29 protein-coding genes and 2 tRNA genes are annotated in these 24012 nt (G+C 42.4%); 3 read left to right on the top strand and 28 right to left on the bottom strand.

Features of this window, described 5'->3' with window-relative positions:
- Positions 1 to 4: 4 nt before the first annotated feature.
- From rplE to EHQ58_RS13040, 28 genes are all read right to left on the bottom strand, one after another.
- The gene (gene rplE / locus EHQ58_RS13175) at positions 5 to 556 is read right to left on the bottom strand and encodes a 50S ribosomal protein L5 (RefSeq protein ID WP_135624373.1); all 552 of its coding nucleotides are present in this window, start codon (positions 554 to 556) and stop codon (positions 5 to 7) included.
- 2 nt (positions 557 to 558) lie between these two features.
- Entirely contained in the window at positions 559 to 942 is a 384-nt protein-coding gene (rplX, locus tag EHQ58_RS13170) for a 50S ribosomal protein L24 (protein WP_135624372.1), read from the bottom strand.
- Positions 943 to 1335 carry a 50S ribosomal protein L14 gene (rplN, locus tag EHQ58_RS13165; RefSeq protein WP_135624371.1) on the bottom strand — a complete coding sequence of 131 codons (393 nt, stop codon included), beginning with the start codon at positions 1333 to 1335 and terminating at the stop codon, positions 943 to 945.
- Complete coding sequence (gene rpsQ, locus EHQ58_RS13160; protein WP_135624370.1) at positions 1332 to 1601, bottom strand: 30S ribosomal protein S17; 270 nt, start codon at positions 1599 to 1601, stop codon at positions 1332 to 1334. Before rpsQ ends, rplN begins: the two co-directional genes overlap by 4 nt.
- Positions 1602 to 1604: 3 nt before the next feature.
- Positions 1605 to 1877: a 50S ribosomal protein L29 gene (gene rpmC, locus EHQ58_RS13155; protein ID WP_135624369.1), complete on the bottom strand. Its 273-nt coding sequence runs from the start codon at positions 1875 to 1877 to the stop codon at positions 1605 to 1607.
- Positions 1874 to 2287: a 50S ribosomal protein L16 gene (gene rplP / locus EHQ58_RS13150; protein WP_135624368.1), complete on the bottom strand. Its 414-nt coding sequence runs from the start codon at positions 2285 to 2287 to the stop codon at positions 1874 to 1876. Before rplP ends, rpmC begins: the two co-directional genes overlap by 4 nt.
- Before the next feature lie 22 nt (positions 2288 to 2309).
- Positions 2310 to 2987: a 30S ribosomal protein S3 gene (gene rpsC, locus EHQ58_RS13145; RefSeq protein WP_135624367.1), complete on the bottom strand. Its 678-nt coding sequence runs from the start codon at positions 2985 to 2987 to the stop codon at positions 2310 to 2312.
- 3 nt (positions 2988 to 2990) lie between these two features.
- Complete coding sequence (gene rplV / locus EHQ58_RS13140) at positions 2991 to 3341, bottom strand: 50S ribosomal protein L22 (protein WP_135624366.1); 351 nt, start codon at positions 3339 to 3341, stop codon at positions 2991 to 2993.
- A gap of 9 nt (positions 3342 to 3350) precedes the next feature.
- Positions 3351 to 3629 (bottom strand): 30S ribosomal protein S19, encoded by a 279-nt coding sequence (gene rpsS, locus EHQ58_RS13135; RefSeq protein ID WP_135624365.1) that lies wholly within the window; start codon positions 3627 to 3629, stop codon positions 3351 to 3353.
- Positions 3630 to 3642: 13 nt separating this feature from the next.
- A complete protein-coding gene (gene rplB, locus EHQ58_RS13130) occupies positions 3643 to 4479 on the bottom strand; it encodes a 50S ribosomal protein L2 (protein ID WP_135624364.1) in 837 nt (278 codons plus the stop codon).
- Positions 4480 to 4481: 2 nt separating this feature from the next.
- On the bottom strand, positions 4482 to 4787 hold the full coding sequence (locus EHQ58_RS13125) for a 50S ribosomal protein L23 (protein WP_135624363.1): 306 nt from the start codon (positions 4785 to 4787) through the stop codon (positions 4482 to 4484).
- A 4-nt stretch (positions 4788 to 4791) separates the two neighbouring features.
- Positions 4792 to 5427 (bottom strand): 50S ribosomal protein L4, encoded by a 636-nt coding sequence (rplD, locus tag EHQ58_RS13120; protein ID WP_135624362.1) that lies wholly within the window; start codon positions 5425 to 5427, stop codon positions 4792 to 4794.
- Positions 5428 to 5435: 8 nt separating this feature from the next.
- Positions 5436 to 6059, bottom strand: coding sequence for a 50S ribosomal protein L3 (rplC, locus tag EHQ58_RS13115; protein ID WP_135624361.1), 624 nt, complete (start codon positions 6057 to 6059; stop codon positions 5436 to 5438).
- A gap of 11 nt (positions 6060 to 6070) precedes the next feature.
- Positions 6071 to 6379 (bottom strand): 30S ribosomal protein S10, encoded by a 309-nt coding sequence (gene rpsJ, locus EHQ58_RS13110; RefSeq protein WP_108973166.1) that lies wholly within the window; start codon positions 6377 to 6379, stop codon positions 6071 to 6073.
- A 5-nt stretch (positions 6380 to 6384) separates the two neighbouring features.
- Positions 6385 to 7590 carry an elongation factor Tu gene (tuf, locus tag EHQ58_RS13105; RefSeq protein WP_135624360.1) on the bottom strand — a complete coding sequence of 402 codons (1206 nt, stop codon included), beginning with the start codon at positions 7588 to 7590 and terminating at the stop codon, positions 6385 to 6387.
- A gap of 48 nt (positions 7591 to 7638) precedes the next feature.
- A complete protein-coding gene (locus tag EHQ58_RS13100) occupies positions 7639 to 9525 on the bottom strand; it encodes an elongation factor G-like protein (RefSeq protein ID WP_135624359.1) in 1887 nt (628 codons plus the stop codon).
- Between the two features lie 62 nt (positions 9526 to 9587).
- Positions 9588 to 10061, bottom strand: coding sequence for a 30S ribosomal protein S7 (gene rpsG / locus EHQ58_RS13095; protein ID WP_135624358.1), 474 nt, complete (start codon positions 10059 to 10061; stop codon positions 9588 to 9590).
- Positions 10062 to 10075: 14 nt separating this feature from the next.
- Positions 10076 to 10450, bottom strand: coding sequence for a 30S ribosomal protein S12 (gene rpsL, locus EHQ58_RS13090; RefSeq protein ID WP_135624357.1), 375 nt, complete (start codon positions 10448 to 10450; stop codon positions 10076 to 10078).
- A 112-nt stretch (positions 10451 to 10562) separates the two neighbouring features.
- A complete protein-coding gene (gene rpoC / locus EHQ58_RS13085; protein WP_135624356.1) occupies positions 10563 to 14882 on the bottom strand; it encodes a DNA-directed RNA polymerase subunit beta' in 4320 nt (1439 codons plus the stop codon).
- A gap of 11 nt (positions 14883 to 14893) precedes the next feature.
- Positions 14894 to 18580 carry a DNA-directed RNA polymerase subunit beta gene (rpoB, locus tag EHQ58_RS13080; protein ID WP_135624355.1) on the bottom strand — a complete coding sequence of 1229 codons (3687 nt, stop codon included), beginning with the start codon at positions 18578 to 18580 and terminating at the stop codon, positions 14894 to 14896.
- A 130-nt stretch (positions 18581 to 18710) separates the two neighbouring features.
- Positions 18711 to 19088: a 50S ribosomal protein L7/L12 gene (rplL, locus tag EHQ58_RS13075; protein ID WP_135624354.1), complete on the bottom strand. Its 378-nt coding sequence runs from the start codon at positions 19086 to 19088 to the stop codon at positions 18711 to 18713.
- A gap of 45 nt (positions 19089 to 19133) precedes the next feature.
- Entirely contained in the window at positions 19134 to 19664 is a 531-nt protein-coding gene (rplJ, locus tag EHQ58_RS13070) for a 50S ribosomal protein L10 (RefSeq protein ID WP_135624353.1), read from the bottom strand.
- A 10-nt stretch (positions 19665 to 19674) separates the two neighbouring features.
- On the bottom strand, positions 19675 to 20367 hold the full coding sequence (gene rplA, locus EHQ58_RS13065; RefSeq protein ID WP_135624352.1) for a 50S ribosomal protein L1: 693 nt from the start codon (positions 20365 to 20367) through the stop codon (positions 19675 to 19677).
- Between the two features lie 22 nt (positions 20368 to 20389).
- Positions 20390 to 20818: a 50S ribosomal protein L11 gene (gene rplK / locus EHQ58_RS13060; protein WP_135624351.1), complete on the bottom strand. Its 429-nt coding sequence runs from the start codon at positions 20816 to 20818 to the stop codon at positions 20390 to 20392.
- Positions 20819 to 20858: 40 nt separating this feature from the next.
- On the bottom strand, positions 20859 to 21413 hold the full coding sequence (nusG, locus tag EHQ58_RS13055; RefSeq protein ID WP_135624350.1) for a transcription termination/antitermination protein NusG: 555 nt from the start codon (positions 21411 to 21413) through the stop codon (positions 20859 to 20861).
- 18 nt (positions 21414 to 21431) lie between these two features.
- Positions 21432 to 21620 carry a preprotein translocase subunit SecE gene (gene secE / locus EHQ58_RS13050; RefSeq protein WP_135624349.1) on the bottom strand — a complete coding sequence of 63 codons (189 nt, stop codon included), beginning with the start codon at positions 21618 to 21620 and terminating at the stop codon, positions 21432 to 21434.
- Between the two features lie 57 nt (positions 21621 to 21677).
- Positions 21678 to 21751, bottom strand: a tRNA-Trp gene (locus EHQ58_RS13045).
- A 5-nt stretch (positions 21752 to 21756) separates the two neighbouring features.
- Positions 21757 to 21828 (bottom strand) — tRNA-Thr (locus tag EHQ58_RS13040).
- Positions 21829 to 22036: 208 nt separating this feature from the next.
- Between EHQ58_RS13040 and EHQ58_RS13035 the strand changes: the two genes are divergently transcribed.
- The 3 genes from EHQ58_RS13035 to EHQ58_RS13025 all read left to right on the top strand — a co-directional run bounded on the left by EHQ58_RS13035 (position 22037) and on the right by EHQ58_RS13025 (position 24006).
- Positions 22037 to 22732, top strand: coding sequence for a histidine kinase (locus EHQ58_RS13035; protein ID WP_135624348.1), 696 nt, complete (start codon positions 22037 to 22039; stop codon positions 22730 to 22732).
- A gap of 49 nt (positions 22733 to 22781) precedes the next feature.
- Positions 22782 to 23549, top strand: coding sequence for an SDR family NAD(P)-dependent oxidoreductase (locus EHQ58_RS13030; protein ID WP_135624347.1), 768 nt, complete (start codon positions 22782 to 22784; stop codon positions 23547 to 23549).
- 157 nt (positions 23550 to 23706) lie between these two features.
- Positions 23707 to 24006: an ArsR/SmtB family transcription factor gene (locus tag EHQ58_RS13025; protein WP_135624346.1), complete on the top strand. Its 300-nt coding sequence runs from the start codon at positions 23707 to 23709 to the stop codon at positions 24004 to 24006.
- The last annotated feature ends 6 nt before the right edge of the window (positions 24007 to 24012 follow it).

Here is a 24012-nt window from a genome sequence, read left to right as displayed (position 1 = left end):
TCTCCTATTTTCCCCCGGCACGATAAGGCATGCCGAAAGCTTGAAATAATTCGTACGCTTCTTTGTCTTCTTCTGTACTTGTGACAAAGGTAATGTTAATCCCATAAATCGTATTGATCTTATCAAAATGGATTTCAGGGAAAATGATTTGCTCTTTTACGGAGAGGTTGTAATTTCCGCGACCATCAAATCCTTTTGGATTTACGCCGCGAAAGTCCCTTACTCTCGGTAATGCAATGTTGATAAATCTGTCAAGAAACTCATACATGTAATTACCACGAAGAGTCACCTTACAACCAAGAACCATGCCTTCGCGCACTTTGAAACCAGCAATGGACTTCTTTGCGAAGGTTTTTACTGGTCTTTGACCCGTAATTTGGCCAATCTCTACTAAACATGCTTCCATCGCTTTTGGGTTGGTATGAGCTTCGCCCATTCCAACATTGATGACGATTTTCTCCAACTTTGGCACACGCATCACACTTTGGAATCCAAGCTCTTTTTGGAGGCTTGGTCGGATGACCTTCTCGTATTTTTCTTTAAGCCTAGGTATCATGATTAAACTTCTTTCCCTTCTGGACGTGTGATTCTCAAGGTTTTACCATCTTTTTTCAAAAACCCTAAGCGTACAGCCTTAATTTTCTTCTTTGGCTTCGCTTTGTTATCAGCCTTTGGATCTGAAAACATAACGTTCGATAGATGAATCGGGAATTCGATTTCGATAGCGCCGCCTTGCGGATTCTCTTGGGTAGGTCTAACATATCTGCGTCTTTTGTTAACGCCTTCAATGTATACGCGATCTTTTCTTTTATCAATCGCGAGCACCTTCCCCTTTTTACCTTTCTCTTTTCCGGCAATCACAAGAACTTCATCGTCTTTTTTGATTTTGGTTTTCTTAAATTTCGTTGGCTCAGAGCCACGATATGCTAATTTAGTAGCCATTTATAAAACCTCCGGAGCAAGAGAAATGATTTTCATATATTTCTTATCGCGAAGCTCACGTGCCACAGGCCCGAAAATACGAGTCCCTTTGGGATTGCCTTTATCGTCTATGATGGCAACTGCGTTGTCATCGAAACGAATGTAAGTCCCATCGGCTCTGCGAACTTCTTTTTTTGTTCTCACAACGACTGCTCTTTGAACTGCTTTGTTGTGTACTTTTTTTCCCTGACCATCACGTAAACCGTAAGCAGGTTGTGCGTCTTTCACTGCCACGATGATTTCATCGCCGAGTGTCGCGTAACGTTTCTTCGAACCGCCAAGCACCTTAACGCACATGACTTTTTTTACACCCGAATTATCGGCTACTTGTAAAATAGTTTCTTGTTGGATCATACTAGTTTAGCCTTTTCCACCACTTTCACGAGCTTGTGGTGCTTTTGTTTAGAGAGAGGACGAGTTTCTACAGCAATCACGCGGTCACCCACCTGACATACATTCTTCTCGTCATGGATTTTCACACGGGATGTTTTCGTCATAATTTTCTTAAAACGAGGATGGACCTTGCGAGTGATCACTTCAATCACAACCGTTTTGTCCATCGCATCGCTCACTACGACACCCTGAATGGTTAGAGATTTTTTTGTATTTTTATCTTCCATAACCTACTTCTTTTTTCCCTTAGCCGGTTTCGCAGCTACAGCTGGCTTTCCAGCTTTTGGTGGGATTTGTTTCAACTTTCCAGAGGATGCTAATTCTTTTTCACGAATGATCGTGAGCCCTTGTGCTATCCTCTTCTTATGATTTCGAATCACACGTGGATTTTCAAGAGATCTCGTAACCCCGAACTGAAACCTTGCTTTCCTTACTTCTTCCGAAGAAGACTGGATCTCTTTCTTTAATTCCTCTACAGATAAAGATCTAAAATTATCTTTCATAGGATGTTCCTTTTCACAAAAGCGGTCTCGACTGGCAGCTTGAAGGCTGCTAAATGAAGGGCTTTTCTTGCTGTCTCTTCATCTACTCCTGCCATCTCGAATAGCACTCTTCCTGGTCGTATTTCAGCGATCCAGAATTCTGGGTTACCTTTACCTTTACCCATCCTGGTTTCCGCAGGCTTTTTGGTAATAGGTAAATGAGGGAATATACGAATCCAAAGTTTTCCACCACGTTTCACTTGGCGGTTGATGGTAATCCTTGCGGCCTCAATTTGACGTGCCGTAATTCTGCCTGAACTCAAGGCTTTCAGACCAAATTCTCCGAAAGCGACGTAAGAACCTCTTTCGTCTTTTCCTTTCAGACGCCCTCTTTGGCGTTTTCTAAATTTAACTCGCTTAGGTGCTAACATTTTACTTTCTCTTTATCAGTTCTTAACTTGTTCTACGTTTTACAGCGTATTTATCTTCTTCAGATTCTTCTTTTGTAGGGAAATAATCACCAGTATAAGTCCAAACTTTAACGCCGATTTGACCAAAAGTCGTAAGAGCTTCCTTGAAACCAAAATCGATTTTCGCACGAAGTGTATGCAACGGTACCCGACCTTCCATATACTTTTCTGTTCGCGCCATGTCTGCTCCGTTCAACCTACCGGAGATCTGGATTTTAACACCTTCGACTCCACCGCGCATCGCTCGTCTCAGTTCTGCTTTCATAACCCTACGAAATGGCATCCTTTGTTCAATTTGAAGTGCCACAGTTTCCGCAATTGCTTGCGCAATCACCTCAGGCTTTTTCACTTCAATGATGTTCATGCCGATTGGTTTATCAGCCATTTTCTTCAGTTCTTGTTTCACTGCTTCAATGTTCTGACCTTTCTGTCCGATTACCATACCTGGTTTTGCGGTGTGCAGATTGATGTTTACTTTTTCAGGAAATCTTTCAATGACGATCTTAACGACAGAGGCATTCTTAAACTTCTTTTGAAGGAATCTTCGAATTTTTATGTCTTCGTGTAGATTTTTAATATAATCTTGTTTCGAAAACCAGATAGAATCCCAATTTCTTGTGATTCCAATGCGAAGACCAATTGGATTTACTTTTTGACCCATATCTTAACTTGCCTTTTTAACTATCTCGGATACAACCACTGTGATATGGCTCAGTCTCTTACGAATTCTTGAAGCACGACCCCGTGCTCTTGGACGATAACGTTTCATGATAGGACCGTCATCAATGTAGATCTTTTTTACAAATAAGCTTGAAGGATCAAGTTGCTCATTCATTTGAATGGCATTTGCTACTGCCGAGTTAAGTAAGTTGATGATGAGTGAACTCGCCGCTTTATTTGTAAAGCGAAGGATATCAATCGCTTCCTTATAATCATAACCACGAATTTCGTCTGCAACAAGTCTTGCTTTACGAGCAGAAATTCTTAAATGTTTACCGACTGCTTTGGCTTCCATTTTTTTACCTTATTTCTTCGTTACTTTTTTGTCCCCACCGTGACCCCGAAAGGTTCTCGTGGGAGCAAATTCACCAAGTTTATGGCCAATCATGTTTTCGTTTACGTAAACCGGAACAAAGGATTTTCCATTGTGAATCATAACAGTATGCCCAATCATATCAGGATAGATTGTGCTTCTTCTTGACCAAGATTTGAAGGGGTTTTTTTTCCCTTCGGAATTTAACTTGGTGATTTTCTTCATGAGGTGGTCGTCTATAAAGGGACCTTTCTTTAAGCTTCTAGCCATGGTTTCCTAGATCCTACCTATTTCTATTTTTCTTACGTCGTTGTACAATGAAGCGGTCTGACGGCTTCGTTTTGCGGGTTTTCCAACCTTTTGTTGGTTTTCCCCACGGAGTTACTGGATGTCTACCACCGGAAGTACGACCTTCACCACCACCGAGCGGGTGATCCACAGGGTTCATAACAACGCCCCTGACTTTAGGTCTTTTTCCTAACCAGCGATTTCGACCGGCCTTACCAATGATTACTAAATTATGGTCTTTATTTGAAAGCTCGCCAATCGTTGCTACGCACTCTTTTCTAATTTTGCGCACTTCAGAAGAAGGAAGTTTTAAACTTACATAATCCCCATCTTTAGCCGCAATGACGGCAAAGGATCCAGCAGTTCTTGCAATCTGCCCACCTTTACCGATGTGCAATTCAATATTATGAACGTTCGTTCCAGCAGGGATTTTATCTAAAGGAAGAGTGTTTCCAAGTTTAATTTCTGCATTTGGACCAGACACGACCTTGTCACCGACTTTAAGACCTTGCGGAGCTAATATATATCTATATTCGCCATCTGCATAACAGACGAGAGCGATAAAAGCAGAACGATTTGGATCGTATTCAATTGTTTTTACAGTCGCGACAATCCCAACTTTATTTCTTTTGAAATCGATAATTCTGAATTTCCTTTTGTTTCTTCCACCTTTACGGCGTACTGCGATCCGACCATCACCACTACGTCCTGCTTTATAGGTAACGTTAGCTGTTAATGGCTTATACGGAACTGTCTCTGTTACTTCTTTAAAATCAAGAACAGAGTAGAAACGAGAAGATTGGGTGGTTGGTTTTAGTTTTCTAATTCCCATTTTTAAACCTTAGCGAAATCCAAGCTAGCACCATCAGCAAAGGTAACCACTGCTTTCTTGTAATGTGGTCTTTGTGAAGGCATATTGCGAAATTTTTTCATTTTTCCGCGAAATACCGCAACGTTGACTGCGGAAGGAACAACATTATACATCTTTTTTAAAGCTTGTTTGATCAAAGTTTTGTTAGCATCAGGATGAACTTTAAAAGTATACTTCACAGTACGCTTTCCAAGTCTCTCGCCAATGGATTGCAAATCCTGAGATTTTTCTGTGACAACAGGTGAAAGGATTACATTTTCAAGATTCACGGAGTTATACCTGCTTTCCATACTGAGCAATTAACTCTTTAAGAGCACTCTCAGCAATGACTAGATTGTTATTATAAAGAATATCACGACAAACCATACGTTTGCTATTAACATACTTTAATGTTTCAATGTTACGAGTGGATTTTTTGAGGAACTGGTTTTCGCCAGCTACCACAAACCCTACGTTCCCTTTGTCTGCAATTTCCATCTTCTTAAGTATGTTGAATATTGACTTTGTGGAATAAGAAGCAGGTTCCACATCTTCTATGATGCAAACGCGATTCTCTTCTGCTTTTTTATTCAAGATAGAAAGCACAGCTTTCTTTTTCACTGATCTTGATAGATTGGAGGAATAATCTCTAGGTTTTGGTCCATGAATGATACCACCACCGACAAAATGAGGAGCTCTGATGGATCCTTGTCGTGCTCGACCAGTGCCTTTTTGGGCCCATGGTTTCTTACCACCACCTCGAACTTCTGATCTATCTTTTGTAGAATGATTGCCCTGGCGTAGGTTGGCATTTTCCGCCTTTACCGCGTCATAGATGGCACCAAGGGAAATACCAGTAGAGAATAAACCTGCTGGCAATTCGACTTCGCTAACGAAGACGCCCTCTTTATTGTATTTACGTGCTTTCATATACTATCCTACTTTCCGATTTTCTCGATCGTGATGATCGATCTGTCGCGACCTGGCACCGAACCAGATACGAAGACCAGATTGGTTTCTGGTTCAATTTTAACTACTTTTAGGTTTCGAACTGTGCTTTCCGCATTCCCCATTCTACCACCCATTTTTAATCCTTTGAATACGCGACCAGGTGTCGTGTTGGATCCGATCGATCCCGGATGCCTTTGGAATCTTGAACCGTGACCTTTTGGACCACCCGCAAACCCATGGCGTTTAATCACACCCTGAGTTCCCTTCCCTTTGGAAGTTCCGGAAACCTTTACTGTATCATTCAAAGCGAATATATCCGTTAGTTTTATCTCTGATCCAAGAGTCGCGCCCTCGAAACCAGAAAATTCAGCCAAATGCTGTTTCGCGCTAAGGCTGGCCTTTTTTAGGTGCCCTACTTCCGCTTTGGAGAGATTCTTTTCCTTTGCCTCGTCAAACGCAAGTTGGGTGGATTCATATCCATCAATTCCTTGTGTTTTCACTTGAGACACGAAACAAGGACCCACACGCAAAATAGTTACAGTAACCATTTTACCATCATCATTAAAGATGTGGGCCATGCCCAATTTTTCGCCGATCAAACCTTTTGCCATGGATCCTATCCTTAGGATTTAATGTCTACTGAGACTCCCGCCGGGAGTTGGAGCTTCATTAAAGCTTCTACAGTATCTTCATTAGTATTTAAAATATCTATGAGTCTCTTGTGAGTTCTCATTTCGAATTGTTCCCGAGCTTTTTTATTCACGTGAGGAGAACGTAACACCGTGTAGATTTCTTTTTTCGTTGGAAGCGGGATGGGACCGGAGACAGTAGCTCCAGTCCTTTTCGCAGTCGCAACGATCTCATAGGTTGATTGGTCAATCAACCTATGATCGAAAGCTTTTAACTTAACGCGAATTCTTTGTCCTGCCATTTAAGTTACTCAACGATCTCCGCAACAACACCGGAACCGATCGTTCTTCCACCTTCACGGATGGCGAACTTAAGTCCTTGGTCCATCGCGATCGGATGAATGAGCTCAATCGACATTGTTACGTTGTCTCCAGGCATAACCATCTCCATTCCACCAGGCAAGTTACAAACACCAGTAATGTCTGTTGTTCTGAAATAGAATTGTGGGCGATAGTTATTAAAGAATGGAGTATGACGTCCACCTTCATCTTTTGTTAAAACGTAAACTTCAGCTTTAAACTTCTTATGAGGAGTGATGGTTCCTGGTTTCGCAAGAACTTGACCTCTTTCGATGTCTTCTTTTTTCGTTCCACGAAGAAGTGCGCCGATGTTATCACCAGCTTCAGCTTGGTCTAGTAACTTACGGAACATTTCAATACCGGTAACTACCGATTTTGTAGTGTCACGAATTCCAACGATTTCAATTTCATCGTTGATTTTAAGAATCCCTTGCTCCACACGACCAGTTGCAACAGTTCCACGACCAGTGATCGAGAAAACGTCTTCAACAGGCATAAGGAAAGGCTTATCAATGATACGTGTAGGATTTGGAACGTAAGAGTCAACGGCTTCCATCAACTTAACGATGGACTTCATTCCTAAGTCAGAATCTTCACCTTCTAAGGCTTTCAATGCTGAACCAGAAACGAAAGGAGTTTTATCACCAGGGAAATTGTATTTATTAAGAAGATCTTTAATCTCTTCTTTTACCATTTCAATCATGTCTTCTCTTTCATCTGCTGCAAGCATGTCTGCTTTGTTTAGATAAACAACGATATAAGGAACACCTACTTGGCGAGCAAGAAGGATGTGCTCTTTCGTTTGCGGCATAGCACCATCGGTAGCGGAAACAACGAGAATCGCTGCATCCATCTGAGCCGCGCCGGTAATCATGTTTTTAACATAATCGGCGTGACCAGGGCAATCTACGTGCGCATAATGGCGATTAGGAGTTTCATATTCTTGGTGGGACGTAGCAATAGTAATACCACGAGCCTTTTCTTCAGGTGCGTTGTCAATTTGGTCATACGCGACTGCTTTGTTTTTACCACCCACTATTTTAGCTAGTGTTGTTGTAATAGCAGCAGTTAACGTAGTTTTACCGTGGTCAACGTGACCAATAGTTCCGATGTTTAAGTGTGGTTTTGAACGGTCAAATTTTTCTTTAGCCATTGTTAGAATCTACTCCTCAATCGTGGTGCAAGACCCGATTCGGGTTCTTTACTCCTTTAGAACTGCATAAATCTCAGAGGTTAAAGCAGTCCTTTCCCAAGAAATGCCAATCCCTTTGGTCATGTTTCTAAGAGCCCCTGAAAAGCCAAGCATGTTTTCTGCCGATGCCGTGGCTTTTAAGCGACTCTTACCTGATCGTTCTTCATCCACCGAATGGATTTTCGCAGAACGCCGGTTTAACTCTGAAAGAACTACACCTACATGGGCCACATCAACGAGTATTTCAAGCTCGGTCATAGGTCCAATCAACAAGGTGTTCTCATGAAACCCCTCTTTCATTCCAATATTGACGGCAACTTTCAGAAGGGACGGCACGAACTCCATACCTGAAAGAGGCATTTCGAATGCAACGACGCGCAATCGAACACCTAATACGTCATAACCGAAGAACCCAGCCGAAGCGGATTCATAGAAAGCGGTCTCAATCGAGTTTTTAACTTCTTCCGAAAGACTTACCTCAAAGGCAATTTGCTTTGAAAAATCGGCAGTATCTTCCAGCAGTGCGGTGAGCGTACCACTTGACTTTGAATCTTCAAAGGCACGATGCTCTAGTGCAACCTTATGTGCCATTTTCTTGAAGCGCTCAAATCTCGCAATGTTTATCGCACTGATATGTAATTTTTTTTTCGCATTTTCTTGGATCCGACGGATGCCAATTTCGAGGTGCAACTCCCCTCGCCCAGAAAGTTCAATTTGTCCTGTCTCTGGATTTTCCCTTGTGACATAAGATGGATCTTCCCAAGAGAGGTCCCCAAGTCGCTTCAACCAGAACTCTTTCTCGCTAGTCTGCTCAGCCTCCAAATTCACAAGAAAAGGACTTGCGGTTAACACTTGCTTAGCGCCACCAGAAAGAGCCAATAGATGAGACATAATATACTTTCCTGGAACACAATGTAAGGTCGGCATATCAGGAAGGATATAGAGCATGGACCTGTCGACATGACTCGTGCTAATGAATTCCTCATTTGCGAGGCGGTAAGCTAAGGGAATGCGGCAAACACCCTCGGGCGTATCCAATTCCACCGGAAATGTGATTTCTTGTTTTGTATAGATCACCGAATAGCGGCCGTTATCTGGATGAATTCTTCGAGCCAATACAAATTGTCCGCTCGTATCTTGCGAAGTAACTTTTTTCTCTGATAACAGACAAAGCAAATCGAGAAGTTCAGACACACCAATTCCTGTTTTCGCACTACCGCCATAGACAGGGAATACTAAGGAAAGATTTGTTCCTTCTATCAAACCCTGCATCCCTAACTCGGTATTTTTAGATCCTTCTGCCCAGGAAGAAATCAGAAGGTCATCTGACCATCGAATGAGTTCAGTGGCTACGGACAGAGGGAATGTTTCCGGTTCCTTCAAAAAGTATGTAATTTTTTCTAAATTGTCCTCACCTTGGAATAAGACCACAGGAGGTTTGCCCAAAATCTCCTCTAAATCGATTAAATTATCTAAATAGTCAGAATGTTTATCAAGCTTATTGATAAAAAAAATCATGGGGACTTTCTGAAGGGAACATTCCTCTATGATCAGTCGGGCTTGCGATTGGACGAGGGAACCCGCTTCCAATACAATGACCGCGAGTTCAATGGCTGGCAAAATGTCTGTGATTTGATTTCGAAAGTCGATATGACCGGGTGTATCTACGAATTGAAGCTGGTAATCCTTTCCGTGAAAGGCCCATTGGATTTGATGAAAAGAGGACCTGATCGAAATGCCTCGTTCAATCTCTTCGACAAGAGTATCTGATTCGGTTGTCCCGTCTTCTATATTCCCCGCTGCCGAAATAAGACCGGCTTTGAATAGAATTTGCTCGGTTAAGGTAGTTTTCCCTGAATCGATGTGTGCAAATATTCCAATGGTTGAATAGTTCATAAAATAAAAAAGCCGAGTCGAAACCCGGCTTATCAAATGTTTTAGAATCGAATTTTGTTAGATTACCATCGGTAATGAGAGAATGCTTTGTTGGCATCTGCCATTTTTCGGATATCTTCTTTCTTTTTGATCGCTGAACCAGTACCTTTTTGTGCTTCCATAAACTCAGCAGCTAGTTTGTTTTTCATAGATTTTTCGTTTCTATCTCTTGAATAACGAATGAGCCATCTAATTCCAAGAGCGAGCCTTCTTTCAGGTCTTACTTCAATCGGTACTTGGTAGGTAACACCACCTACTCTTCTAGATTTCACTTCCACTTGTGGTTTCACATTTTCTAAGGCTTCTTGAAAAACAACGAATGGATCTTGGCCTGTTTTCTTATTGATAACTTCTAATGCGTCGTAAAACACAGATTCCGCGACACTCTTTTTTCCATCTACCATGAGACAGTTGATAAACTTTGTTACCACTTTATCATTGAATTTTGGATCCCCGATCATCGGGCGTGGGTCTACTTTTCCTCTTCTTCTAGACATACGGTAATTCTCCTCTACGCCTTAGGACGCTTAGCGCCATATTTAGATCTACTTTTTCGGCGTTTGTCAACACCTAGTGTATCGAGTGTTCCGCGAACGATATGATAACGAACCCCTGGTAAATCTTTTACCCGACCACCACGAATCAGAACAACGTTGTGCTCTTGTAGGTTGTGACCTTCTCCAGGAATATAAGCAGTAACCTCTATACCTGTAGTCAAACGAACCCTCGCAACTTTTCTTAGTGCTGAGTTTGGTTTTTTTGGTGTAAAAGTCATTACCCGAGTGCAAACACCTCTTCTTTGAGGACATGCTTTCAGCGCGGGTGATTTAGTTCTTTTCTTTTGTGCGTCTCTTCCGTGTCGGATGAGCTGATTAATTGTAGGCATTCGATTCCTTCTTAACTCTATTCTCTATTTTAAATATGCCGTTTCCGTCCAAACTTCCAGAAAGCCTGTTTTTGTAAACGAAAACCTTAATAATTTCTAAGGACGACAAGGTTTAATCCTCGTCGTCATCTTCCTCGGCTTCAGCATCCGAGTCATCATCTTCGAGTTCGTCTTCATCCTCGTCATCTTCCTCTACCAATTTGGAGAGAGAAACCGCCGCAACTGGCGCAGACTCCGGAATTTCCACAAGCTCGTCTTCCACTTCATCCTCTTCCTCTAAGTCCCAATCCAAATCTCCTGGAAGTTCTTTAAAGACTTCGATATCCCGGTATTTTTTCATCCCAGTTCCAGCAGGAATCATATGTCCGATGATCACGTTCTCTTTTAAACCCATCAGATTGTCGGTCTTTCCTTTGATTGCTGCATCGGTAAGAACCTTTGTCGTTTCTTGGAAAGATGCGGCAGAGAAATAAGACTCGGTATTCAAGGAAGCTTTTGTTAACCCGAGTAAAATAGGCTGTGCTTGGGCGGGACTACCACCCTCATTGATCACGCGCTCATTTTCTTCATTGAATAGAAAACGATCCACTTGCTGTTGGTTTACAAAAGAAGTGTCCCCACTGTCAGTGATGATTACTTTTCTGAGCATCTGTCGAACAACAACTTCAATGTGCTTATCATTGATGTGAACACCTTGCAGTCTGTAAACTTCCTGCACTTCCGAAACCATATAGTTGTGAAGTGCGTTTGGACCTTTGATACTTAAAATATCATGCGGGTCAAAGTTTCCTTCATCAATCTGGTCACCAACTTTTACGAAATCTCCATGCCGAACGCGGAGTTGCTTACCAATCGGGATGGCAACCTTTGATTTTTCCACATCTGCTGATTCAGAGATGATATAAAGAATCCGTTTTTCTTTGACGATTTCGCCACGATCCTCGATTTTTCCTTCTATCTCTGCCAAAGTGCAGGCATCTTTCGGTCGACGTGCTTCAAACAACTCGTCAACTCGAGGAAGTCCACCCGTGATATCACGAGTTTTCTCAGCAACAGACGGGATCTTAAAAAGGATATCGCCTTCTTTGACTTTATCTCCCGATTGAAACTGTAACAATGAGTCCACAGGTACCGAATAACCTTCGTTTGTGGCACCATGCACCGCAATCACAGGAACGAGTCTGTCTTTTTTCTGTTCCACAACCTTAAAGATGATATTTGACGTTTTCGGATCTACGTCCCTTCTAACGTTCTTACCAACTTCTAAGTCTTCCCAATTGACAGTTCCTTCTATTTCCGAAACAACAACTTCGTTGTATGGGTCAAACTCAGCCAATGGCTTGTTTTCATCCATGATATCGTGTTCAACACATTTGACGACAGTTCCCACTTTCACAGGGATAACAACGTCATCACCGAGAACGCGAAGGAGAGTTCCTTGGAGAGAAACGGTTCCAGGCTGGTCTGCCGTTACCATTTGCTCGCCATTCTCTGTGAGTTGGGTTCCAAATACCTCACCCTTTTCCAGTCTTTGTCCATCAATGACGCGGACATTGGAAAGAGCCGTTGTTTGGAACTCTTGGACTAACCTTTGGACAATGATAGTTCCTCGTCTTGAGAAAACCTTTGATCCAGATGGATTTACAACAAGTCTTCCGTTTACCGATTTCACGAGGCAACGATAAGGAACTTTGTGTTCTTTTTCTTGGATGGTCGCAGATGCAGCACCACCGATGTGAAACGTTCTCATCGTGAGCTGCGTCCCAGGTTGGCCAATCGACTGTGCCGCAATGGTTCCCACAGCCTCGCCGATCTCTGCTGGAACAAGGCGAGCCATGTCCATACCATAACATTTTGTACAAATACCTTGTCTTGATCTACATGTTAGAGGTGATCTAACTTTGATTTTATCATAACCTAAGTTTTCGATTTTCTGACCGATCGCTCTTGTTATGATTGTATCTTTTGGAAATACTACTTTTTCAGTAACTGGGTCAATTAGATCTTCTGCTGTGTATCTTCCGAAAACACGGTCTGCAAGAGAAACGATGATGTTTTCCCCTTCTTTTACCATACCGAGTGTGATGTTTTCTTTCGTGCCACAATCGTCTTCACTGACGATCACATCCTGGGAAATATCCACAAGTCTTCTTGTCAAATATCCAGCATCCGCTGTCTTAAGAGCCGTATCCGCGAGACCCTTTCTCGCACCATGTGTGGAGATAAAAAATTCTAAAACTCCGAGACCTTCGCGGAAGTTGGAACGAATGGCGAGTTCGATGATCTCACCACTTGGTTTGGCCATAAGTCCCCTCATCCCGGCAAGCTGGCGGATCTGTTGTTTCGAACCACGTGCACCAGAAGCCGCCATGACGAATACAGGATTAAAACCACCTTGGTCTTTTTCCAATTCTTTGAACATACCATCGGTAATTTTATCATTGGTTTTGGTCCAAATCTCGATTACCTTTTTGTATCTTTCTTCATTGGTGATGATACCTTTACGGTACTCCATATCTGCTTTTTCAACTTCTTTGTTGGCATCATTGACTAGCCCCTCTTTATGAGGAGAGACTCGAATGTCCTCGATAGAAATGGTCGGTGCAAAATAAGTTGCGTATTTATATCCCAGACGTTTGATCTCATCGAGCATCACAACTGTGGCACCAGGACCAAATTTCTCATAAACATCTGCGATGATTTTGTTTGTCTCCTTATCACCTAAGGTTCTGTTTACATAAACATAACCTTTCGGCATGACTTGGTTGAAAATGAGTCGACCAGGAGTCGTCTCGATGATCTTACCTTCATGAAGAACTGATATTTTCGATCTGATTTCTACTGTTTTACTCTCGATCGCATACATGATCTCTTCAAGACCTGTAAAGAATTTACCTTGTCCTTTGGCATCTTTTACTTCGGAAGTGAGGTAATAGATTCCTAGAACGATGTCTTGCGTAGGACCGCAGATCGGCTGACCGTTAGCTGGGTTTAAGATGTTGTGCGGAGAAAGCATAAGCATCCAAGTTTCCAACTGCGCTTTCGGAGCGAGTGGGATGTGGATGGCCATCTGGTCACCATCGAAGTCGGCGTTGAACGCATGGCATACGAGCGGGTGGAGTTTGATCGCTTTTCCTTCAACAAGGATAGGTAAAAATGCTTGGATTCCAAGTCTATGAAGTGTAGGTGCTCTGTTTAAAAGTACAGGGTGTTCTTTTACGACAGTATCCAAAACATCGAAAACCTCACGATCTTCGGCTTCAATTTTCTTTTTCGCCGATTTGATATTTGGTGCAAGTTCTAAATCAACAAGGCGTTTCATAATGAACGGTTTGAAGAGCTCGAGTGCCATCTTTTTCGGAAGGCCCATCTGGTGGTATTTTAGCTCTGGCCCTACTACGATGACCGAACGACCTGAATAATCTACCCGCTTTCCAAGTAGGTTCTGACGGAAACGACCTTGTTTCCCTTTGAGCATATCAGAGATCGATTTTAATGGTCGATTTCCCTTACCTTTGACTGTTCGTTTTCTGCGGCTGTTATCAAAGAGAGCGTCCACTGCTTCCTGTAACATACGTTTTTCGTTACGAACAATGATCTCAGGTGCTTTGAGTGCGAGAAGACGTTTCAAACGATTGTTACGATTGATCACCCGGCGGTACAAATCGTTCAAGTCGGAAGTCGCAAAACGTCCTCCCTCTAACTGGACCATCGGGCGAAGTTCAGGTGGGATCACCGGAACCACATCAAGTACCATCCATTCAGGACGGTTCCCAGAATCACGAAATGCTTCTAATACTTCTAATCTTTTGAAAATCCGTTTGTCGGAAATTTTATTTCTATCTTGGATTTTTTGGCGGATCGCTCTTGCTTCTGCATCCACATCGATACGTGCAAGAAGTTCTTTAATCGCATCCCCACCAATACCGGCGATAAACTTATCGCCATATTCATCTAGAAAATTATGATACTCATCTTCATCAATGAGTTCTCCACGACTACGACCAGAATCTGCTGGATCAATGATCACATACTTTTCAAAATAAAGAACGCTCTTCAACTGGTTGATGGTCATATCAAGAAGGAGTCCCATACGAGATGGGACCGACCGGTAGTACCAAATATGAGAGACAGGAGCCGCGAGTTCAATGTGACCCATTCTTTCTCTACGAACTTTGGAGTGAGTTACCTCAACACCACATTTGTCGCAGACCACACCCTTATAACGGATGGATTTGAATTTACCACAGTAACATTCCCAATCTTTGGTGGTTCCAAAGATTTTTTCACAGAAGAGACCATCTCTTTCGGGCTTCAGCGTACGGTAATTGATGGTCTCTGGTTTTTTTACTTCACCAAACGACCATTCTTTGATCCGTTCTGGGGATGCCAGACGGATCGTGATTGATTCAAAACTATTGTAATTTCTCATAATCTTTTCCCCTACGCGTTTTCGATGGTCTCGAACTTGATTTTCTTTTTGTTTTTCGAGAACTCATCTTCATAATCAGAGATATCCACTTCCAAACCTTCAGAGTCTTTGATGATGATGTCTAGTGCAAGACCACGCAATTCCTGTACGAGAACGTTAAAGGATTCAGGAATTCCAGGTTTAATGGAATGAATTCCTTTTACGATCGCTTCGTAAATACGTGCCCTACCGAGCATATCATCTGACTTGATTGTTAATAATTCTTGTAATGTGTGAGACGCACCGTATGCTTCCAACGCCCAAACTTCCATCTCTCCCAGTCTTTGCCCACCAAACTGCGCTTTACCGCCAAGAGGTTGTTGCGTGACAAGTGAGTATGGTCCGGTAGACCTTGCATGGATCTTGTCATCTACCAAGTGAGCAAGTTTCAACATATAGATGTATCCACAAAACACTGGATTAATGAAAGATTCACCAGTTCTACCGTCATAAAGTTTAAACTTACTATTTGAAGGGAGGCCTGCTTGCTTGCAGAAATCTTGCACATGGTCTTCTGTTGCTCCGTCAAACACAGGGGTTTCAAAATTGATCCCTAGTTTTTTAGCAGCAAAACCGAGTTGGGTTTCAAAAATTTGTCCCAAGTTCATACGTGAAGGAACACCGAGTGGATTAAGGACGATGTCAACCGGCGTGCCGTCTTCCATATAAGGCATGTCTTCTTGAGCCATGACTCGAGCCACAACACCCTTGTTTCCGTGTCTTCCCGCCATCTTATCACCTACGAGAAGTTTACGTTTTCTAGCAACGTAGACCTTTACCATCTCTTCCACGCCAGCAGCGAGCTCGTCGCCGGTTTCGCGAGAGAAACGTTTGATGTCTATGACAGTGCCCTCGAAACCGTTTGGCATTCGGAGTGAGGAATCGCGGACTTCTTTGGCTTTTTCACCAAAAATGGAATGTAATAATTTGTATTCTGGAGTGAGATCTGTCTCTCCCTTCGGAGTCACCATCCCAACAAGAATGTCACCAGGTTTTACTTCCGCACCAATCCGAATGACACCCGTTTCATCTAAGTCGCGGAATGCTTTATCAGATAGGTTCGGAATGTCTCTTGTGATTTGCTCTTGACCTAGCTTGGTTTCCCGTGCTTGGATCTCGAATTCTTCAATGTGGATGGATGAAAAAACATCTTCTTTGATGATGCGTTCCGAAATGAGAATCGCATCTTCAAAGTTGTATCCTTCCCACGGCATGAATGCCACGAGAACGTTTTTTCCGAGTGCTAAGTAACCAGCATCTGTCGAAGGTCCATTGGCTAGAACGGTACCTTTTTGAAGGATGGCACCGAAATCGCCTATTTTTTCCCCTTTGATGATCTGTCCTGCGATTGGAAAACCAACCGGTACTTCTTGACCTTCTTTCACGAGAGAGGCAAATTGTGTTTCTTCATTGAGCACAAGTTCATGAATTTCTTTTTCACCATTGTTTAAAGAAATTTCAATGCGCTCCTTGCTAACCTTTGTTACTTTTCCGGACGCATATGCGTGAAGCATGCTAACGTTTGGCTTTTGATTGAAACAAGTTCCTTGGTTCGTTTTCTTAAATTTAATGAGAGGGTAATGTGCAATTTCTTTTGAGGCGTCTTCTTTGACCCAAACGCCTTCTGCATCAACCTTCGATACCACTCCATCTTTCCTTGCAACGATACAAACACCTGCATCGTATGCGGCTCTAGATTCGATACCGGTTCCTACGAAAGGAGCTTCATCTGTCAAAAGCGGAACCGCTTGACGTTGCATGTTCGATCCCATGAGCGCTCTGTTGGCATCATCATGTTCGAGGAATGGAATGAGAGCTGTGGATACGGAAACCACTTGTAAAGGTGCAAGGTCCATATACTGAATCTCTGCCGGGCTACGGAAAGGGAAATCCCCTCTGTGTCGTGTTGAGATCAATTTAGATTGAAAGTCACCTTTTTCATCCACCGCGGATGAAGCCTGTGCCATGTAATGATACTCTTCTTTATCAGCAGTTAGGTATTCGACTTGTTTTGATACCTTTCCATTTTTTACAACTCGGTAAGGAGTCTCTAAAAAGCCGTAATCGTTGACCCGAGCAAAACTCGACATCGAAAGAATGAGTCCAATATTTGGACCTTCAGGTGTCTCAATCGGACACATTCTTCCATAGTGAGAATAATGTACGTCACGAACTTCAAAACCCGCTCTATCGCGAGATAGACCACCAGGGCCTAGAGCATTTAACCTACGTTTGTGAGTCAATTCTGCTAGAGGATTGGTTTGGTCCATAAATTGTGATAATTGAGAAGAACCAAAAAATTCGTTGATCACCGCTGTGATTGGTTTAATAGAGATGAGCAATTGTGGAGTCTGTTGTTCAGGCTCTTGAACTGTCATTCTCTCTTTGATCACTCGTTCCACACGTGAGAATCCAAGCTTCAATTGGTTGGCAACAAGCTCTCCAACGGAACGGATCCTTCTGTTACCCAAGTGGTCAATGTCATCCGGATAAAAGTTTTCCGCGTCACTCATGAGCATCACGAGATAACGAACGGTTTCTATAATGTCTTCCTTACGAAGGACACGATCATCTACCTTATTGAAATCTTTTGGATTATTGAATTCGAATTTGCTATTGATTTTATAACGACCAACAATACCCAAATCAAATGTTTTAGGTGAGAAGAATAAGCGACGTAGTTCCCCTTCTGCGTTTTCGATCGTGGAAGGCTCGCCTGGGCGCATGATGGTATGAAACTTTTTCACAGCATCTTCGTAATCATTCACTCCATCTTTTTCAAGACAGTTGATGAGCACGGGATTGTCTTTTCCTTTTGGAAATTCAATCACTTCAACTTCCTTCACTTTCATTTCACGCAGAATGGATATGTTATCTTCGTTGATTTTGGAACCAGCATCGAGCATTACCTCGCCCGTTTCCATGTTGATGATATCTGCGATTGTACGCCTGCCGATCAGACGTTTGATCTCTTTTGGACCAGCACCAGCGATCTTCATTTTGGAAGAACCGTAGAACAAGCGTAATACTTCTTCGTTGGTACCCATTCCCATAGATTTTACAAGAAGTGTAGCTGGAAATTTTTTCTTTCTGTCGATTTTCGCAACAAGGATTCCCTTATTGTCCATTTCGAATTCCAACCAGGATCCGCGATAAGGAATCACCCTTGCAGAAAATGTATCTCTTGCTTGGTCATACGAGAAGAAAATACCTGGGGATCTGTGCAACTGGCTGACGACCACTCTTTCAGCACCGTTGATCACGAATGTTCCGTGGTCCGTCATGACCGGTAGGTCGCCCATATAGACAACTTGCTCCCTGATCTCACCTGTTTCTTTGATGATGAGGCGAATGACTGCCTTTAAAGGGAGAGCAAATGAGGAATCCGTATCCTTACATTCTTGAGGATTGCGTTTAGCGTCCCCTAAAATGTAATGCCCATATTCCATGACCATGTCATTATTGGGGCTTTCAATCGGGAACGACTCCCGGAAAACAGCCTCAAGGCCTTGGTTGGCACGTTTCGTTGGGTCTTTCACATCCGCCTGGAGAAACCAGTCGAAAGATTTTTTTTGAACGTAGATAAGATTAGGAAGTAAATTGAGGTCGGTAATTTTACCGAAATTTACCCGCTTTCTAGATTGCATTCGGGTATTCATGGAACACTCTCCCTAGATATAACAAAATATGATGGTAACTATAAATGACAAAATAGAGGTGGGGACGCCTACGGCCTCCCTGCCTCTAAATTTTTGAAGAAAGGGGATGAAGAAACCTGCAAGCTGGTGATTAACCGGCAGCAGCAACTTCTACTTGAGCCCCAGCACCTTCGAGTTTTTTCTTAATATCAGCAGCCTCGTCTTTAGAAACCCCTTCTTTCACTGATTTTCCACCAGCTTCTACAAGAGTTTTCGCATCTGCTAAACCTAGTCCTGTGATTTCTCTTACAAGTTTGATCACGTCAATCTTCTTGTCACCGTGAGCTTTCAAGATTACGTTGAAAGTTGCAGGTTCTTCAGCAGCCGCAGGGCCACCACCAGCAACAGCAGCAACTGCAACCGGTGCAGCAGCAGAAATCCCGAATTTATCTTCCATTTTCTTCACGAGTTCAGAAGCCTGAACGAGTGTAAGATTACCAATTTGTTCTAATAGCGCGTCAACAGACATCCTATATTCTCCTTACTCTACTAATCACTATGAATCCAGTGGATATTAGCCGTTCTTTTCACCAATAGCTTTGATCCCTCGGGCCAAACTAGCAATAATCTGGTTCATACCTGAGGCAATTTGTGTACTAGGTGCGTTTAGACCACGTGCAATTTGTGCAAGTAGTTCTTGTTTAGAAGGAAGGCCGGCTATCGACTCAACACCCTTCTTGTCTAGGACTTGGCCATCGAAATAACCAGTCTTAACATCTAAATCTTTTTTATCTTTTGCAAAATCTTTGCAAACTTTTGCGACCGCAGGCAACTCTTCCGTCGAAAAAATCGCTGCAAGTGGACCTTTGTATATGTCGCCAAAATCTATAGATTTATCTTTATGTAACGTTGATTCTTTTAGAGCACGTAAGAACAGGTTATTTTTAATCACCTTCATCTCAGAGCCTTGTTTACGAAGTTGTGCTCTAAGATTTGTCATATCCTCAACCGTAAGACCACTGTAAGACGCCAATATGAAATTAGGTCTTTTTTCTAATCTGGTTTTTAACTCTGCTACTGCTTCAATTTTGCTCGCGTTTGCCATTGTATTTCCGTTATATATTTGCGTTTACTAATTCTTTGACATCGACCTTTACGCCGATACCCATAGTCGCCGAAACGGCGAAGGATTTTAAATAATCACCCTTTGCATCAGAAGGTTTATCTTTCATCAGCGCTGCCACGACTGCGTTGATATTGTCCTGAAGTTTATCGTCAGCAAAAGAAACCTTGCCAACGCCTAAGTGAACAACTCCACCCTTATCAGGTCTGTATTCAATTCGTCCAGCTTTCAGTTCTTTGACAGCCTTTGTTACGTCAGTTGTAACCGTTCCTGCTTTTGGCTTTGGCATAAGACCCTTTCTTCCAAGAACGGGTCCGAGCTTACCAACTTCCTTCATCATATCAGGAGTAGCAACACAGGCGTCAAAATCAGTCCATCCAGCCGCAACTTTTTCAATGAGGTCCATATCGCCAACGAAATCTGCTCCTGCAGCCTTTGCCTCGTTTTGCTTGTCACCTTTACAGAATACTAAAACCTTAATGGTCTTACCTGTTCCGTGTGGTAGAGAGATTGTCCCTCTCACGTTTTGTAGGGATTTATAATTGATCTTTGTAGAAATTTCTAATGTACCATCAAACTTAGTGTATGATGTCGATTTCGCAAGACCCACTGCTTCAATGAGCGGATAGGACTTTGTGCGATCTACTTTTTCTTTTAGTTGGATATATTTTTTACCGCGTTTCATAACTTAAGTTACCAGAATCCTATTATACTTCTACGTTGACGCCCATGGACCGGCATGTACCAGCAATGATTTTAATCGCTGCTTCCATATCGTTCGCATTTAAGTCTTCCATTTTTGTTTTTGCAATTTCTTCGAGCTGGGCACGTTTGATGGTTCCCACCTTTGTTACGTGTGGCGTAGGAGAGCCAGAAGTAATCCCGAGAGTTTTCAATACCAAAAGTGCCGCTGGTGGCGACTTTGTAATGAAAGTAAAACTTCTGTCCGTAAAAACAGTAATCACAACAGGAAGCTTGAGGCCAATCTGCGCCTTGGTTCTCTCGTTGAACTGCTTACAAAATTCCATAATGTTCAAACCAGCTTGACCGAGTGCCGGTCCTACTGGAGGAGCTGGGTTTGCTTTGCCAGCTTCCACTTGGAGTTTAATTTGTTTTACTACTTTCTTTGCGGCCATAAACTTAAAAATCCTTACTTATCAAAACTCTAACGAAATATTACGGTTCAGACTTCACTTGCAAATAATCAAGTTCTACGGGAGTCGACCTTCCGAAAATCTCAACTCTTACACGCAATCTTCCTTTATCAGGAAAAATCTCATCCACAAGCCCACTGAAATTGGCAAACGGACCATCGATGATCTTGAGAGTCTCACCAACTTTAAATAGAAAACGAGGGCGAGATACTTCTTCTGATTCCACGTCACCGACATCAGAAAATAGGTTTTTAATCTCATCCAAAGAAAGCGGCTCTGGCCCCTTCCCTTGCCCACCTACAAATGTTGAAACAGAAGGAAGGTTTTGGATTTTGAATCGCAAATCATCCGTCATGTTCATCTCAACTAAAACATAACCTGGCATCAGTTTCTTTTTCGTAACTTTTTTCTTGCCATTTTTCATCTCAGCAACATCCATTGAAGGAATCTTCACTGAGAAGATCTGGTCCTCTAACTTCTGTTGTTGGACCATCTTTTCTATATTGGTTTTGACCTTATTTTCATGACCCGAATAGGTCTGAAGGACATACCATTTTTTTTCCGTAGAATCACTCATTTTAACTGAAACTTTCTCCTACGCACCCAATGCCCAAAACCACTTAAGTAGTCTCAAAAATAGGAAATCCGATGCGGATAGGAAAAGGGAAAATATAATAACTGTAAGAAGGACAACGACAGTAGAACTCACGACCTCCTGACGGGTAGGCCAGTGGACTTTTTCTAATTCTGCTTTGCACTCTTGAATGAAACTAGTGGCTTTCATCAACTTTGTCCTAATCTTCTTTCTCTTTTACTTAGTAGTCTTCTCTGCAACATCTAATGGCAGGGCTGGAGAGAATCGAACTCCCACCTGGGACTTTGGAGATCCTAGTTCTACCATTAAACTACAGCCCTATACAAGCCCTCTACCAGGCTTGAACTGGTGACCCCTTCCTTACCATGGAAGTGCTCTACCACTGAGCTAAGAGGGCAAATCCTCTCCCACTCAAAGCACGAGCTCCCAAGAAGGGCTAGGTTTTTTACACTATTTTTAATAGGCCTGTTTGGTCAATGGAAAATGGGTTTATTTCCTGATTTTGCAAAAAAATAAGGAATTTTGTTTAATTCGAACAGAATTCAGTTTTACGGCAGACCAGTTCGATAATATAAAGGACTCCCGTAGGAAGTGTAGGAAAAACTGTGGCAAAACCCTTTCAAGAACTTGAATCAAAAATCCCAGAATTGGTAAAGGCAAATTCCAAAATTTCCGTTCGCTCCTCCCGAATGAACCGCCAACTAGAACAATATGTTCTAGGACTCATTACGGAAATTCTAACGGACAGGCAGAATGCCCGGTTCATTGAAATGCTCTACACGATCACAAAAGAACTTACGATCAACGGGATCAAGGCGAATCAAAAACGGGTATTTTTTGAGGACGAGGGACTTGATATTACGAATCCGGAAGATTATGAAAAAGGCATCAAAGAATATTCCAAAAAGTTCTCAGAAAAGATGGCAGAAGAATATGGCCGACGTTGCTTAGCGCGAGGCGTTTATGTACAATTGAAATTCCACTACTGTCCAGATGGAATGCTCGTCGAAGTTTTAAACAATACCCCTGTGATCAAAACCGAAGAGACTCGGATGCGGGAAAAAATGAAGAAGTCGATGGGCTATAATGACATCGCAGAATTCTATATGGACAATATGGACAATACAGAAGGTGCTGGCCTCGGCATTGCCCTCATCATGATCCTTATGAAAAACGAGGGAATTGATCCCAATCTCTTTCGCATCATCACACACGCCGATAGAACCATTGCAAGGGTCGAAATCCCTTTTTCTGAAAATTATGTTTCTATCCGCAGTGGGGAAATCGCCGAGCTTCACTAATTTTCGATTTTCCTAGACTTCCCACCCACCACTCCCCATATTGGTGGGCATGGAAATAAAAGGCGCAAGTATATTAATCACTGGTTCTGCAGGCGGGCTCGGAAAGGCTATGGCCCTTCGGCTCGGAAAATTGGGAGCCAATATCATCCTCTCGGACATCCAACAAGAAAAACTAAATGAAACTGTCGTCGAATTTGAAAAACAAGGCATTCCTACGATTGGAATTGCCGCAAATGTCGCTCGTGAAGAAGAAAGCGTACGTTTGATACAGCTTGCAAAAGAGAAATGGGGACGTCTCGATGTTGCTGTCTTAAATGCAGGCATCCTACGAGATGGCCTCCTCATCCGCGTGGATAAAGAAACCGGAAAAGTGAAAGCAAAAATGGGGATAGACCAATGGCAGTCTGTGATTGATGTCAATCTAACAGGCGTTTTTTTAACCGGAAGGGAAGCGGCAGCTTGCATGGCTGAACAGAAATCAGGAGTGATCATACCCATTGCATCGATTGCAATGCATGGCAACTCTGGCCAAACCAATTATAGCGCGGCTAAGGCGGGGGTAGCAGCTATGACTGTGACATGGTCCAAGGAACTTGCAAGATATGGCATACGAGTCGCTGGAATTGCACCCGGATTCATAGGTACGGAAATGGTATTAAAGGATATGAATCCAGAAGCATTAGAAAAATGGAAATCCATCATACCAATAGGCAGACTGGGAGAACCGGATGAAATTGCCCAAACAACTCAATTTATTATCGAAAATGATTTAATTACTGGAGTCATTCTAGAAATTTCAGGAGGAGTACGTATATAATTTCGTTAATACGCTAACATTAAATAATTGTCGTTCCCGAATATGTGGGTACGACAATTTTTATTTCTTATTTCGCTATTTTTTTTATGAATCAAAAAAAATCTGTAGTCTTTACAAGTGTATATTCGTCATAAGAATATAACGGATTACGTTACGAATGAAAATAAAAACAGAACTTTCTAAACAACAACTGGAACTTGCGATTAAAGGCATCCAGGGTATCGCACACCCGATCAGATTGCTTATTCTTTATACACTTGCAAAAGAAGAAAAGACAGTCGGGCAACTTGTGGAACTTCTCGGGACAAGCCAATCAGCTGCCTCGCAACACCTGAGTAAGATGAAGAACAATGGAATCTTAGAATCGAGGAAATCCTCGAACCAAGTGTTCTATTCTTTGAAAGATCCGAAATTTAAAGAATTAATCGCGACAATCGTAAAAGTTTATAAAAAATAAATTTTT

The sequence above is a fragment of the Leptospira ognonensis genome (assembly GCF_004770745.1).
Taxonomy (GTDB): domain Bacteria; phylum Spirochaetota; class Leptospiria; order Leptospirales; family Leptospiraceae; genus Leptospira_A; species Leptospira_A ognonensis.
Note: the sequence above shows the minus strand (reverse complement) of the source record. Positions and strands in the feature narration are given on the sequence as shown.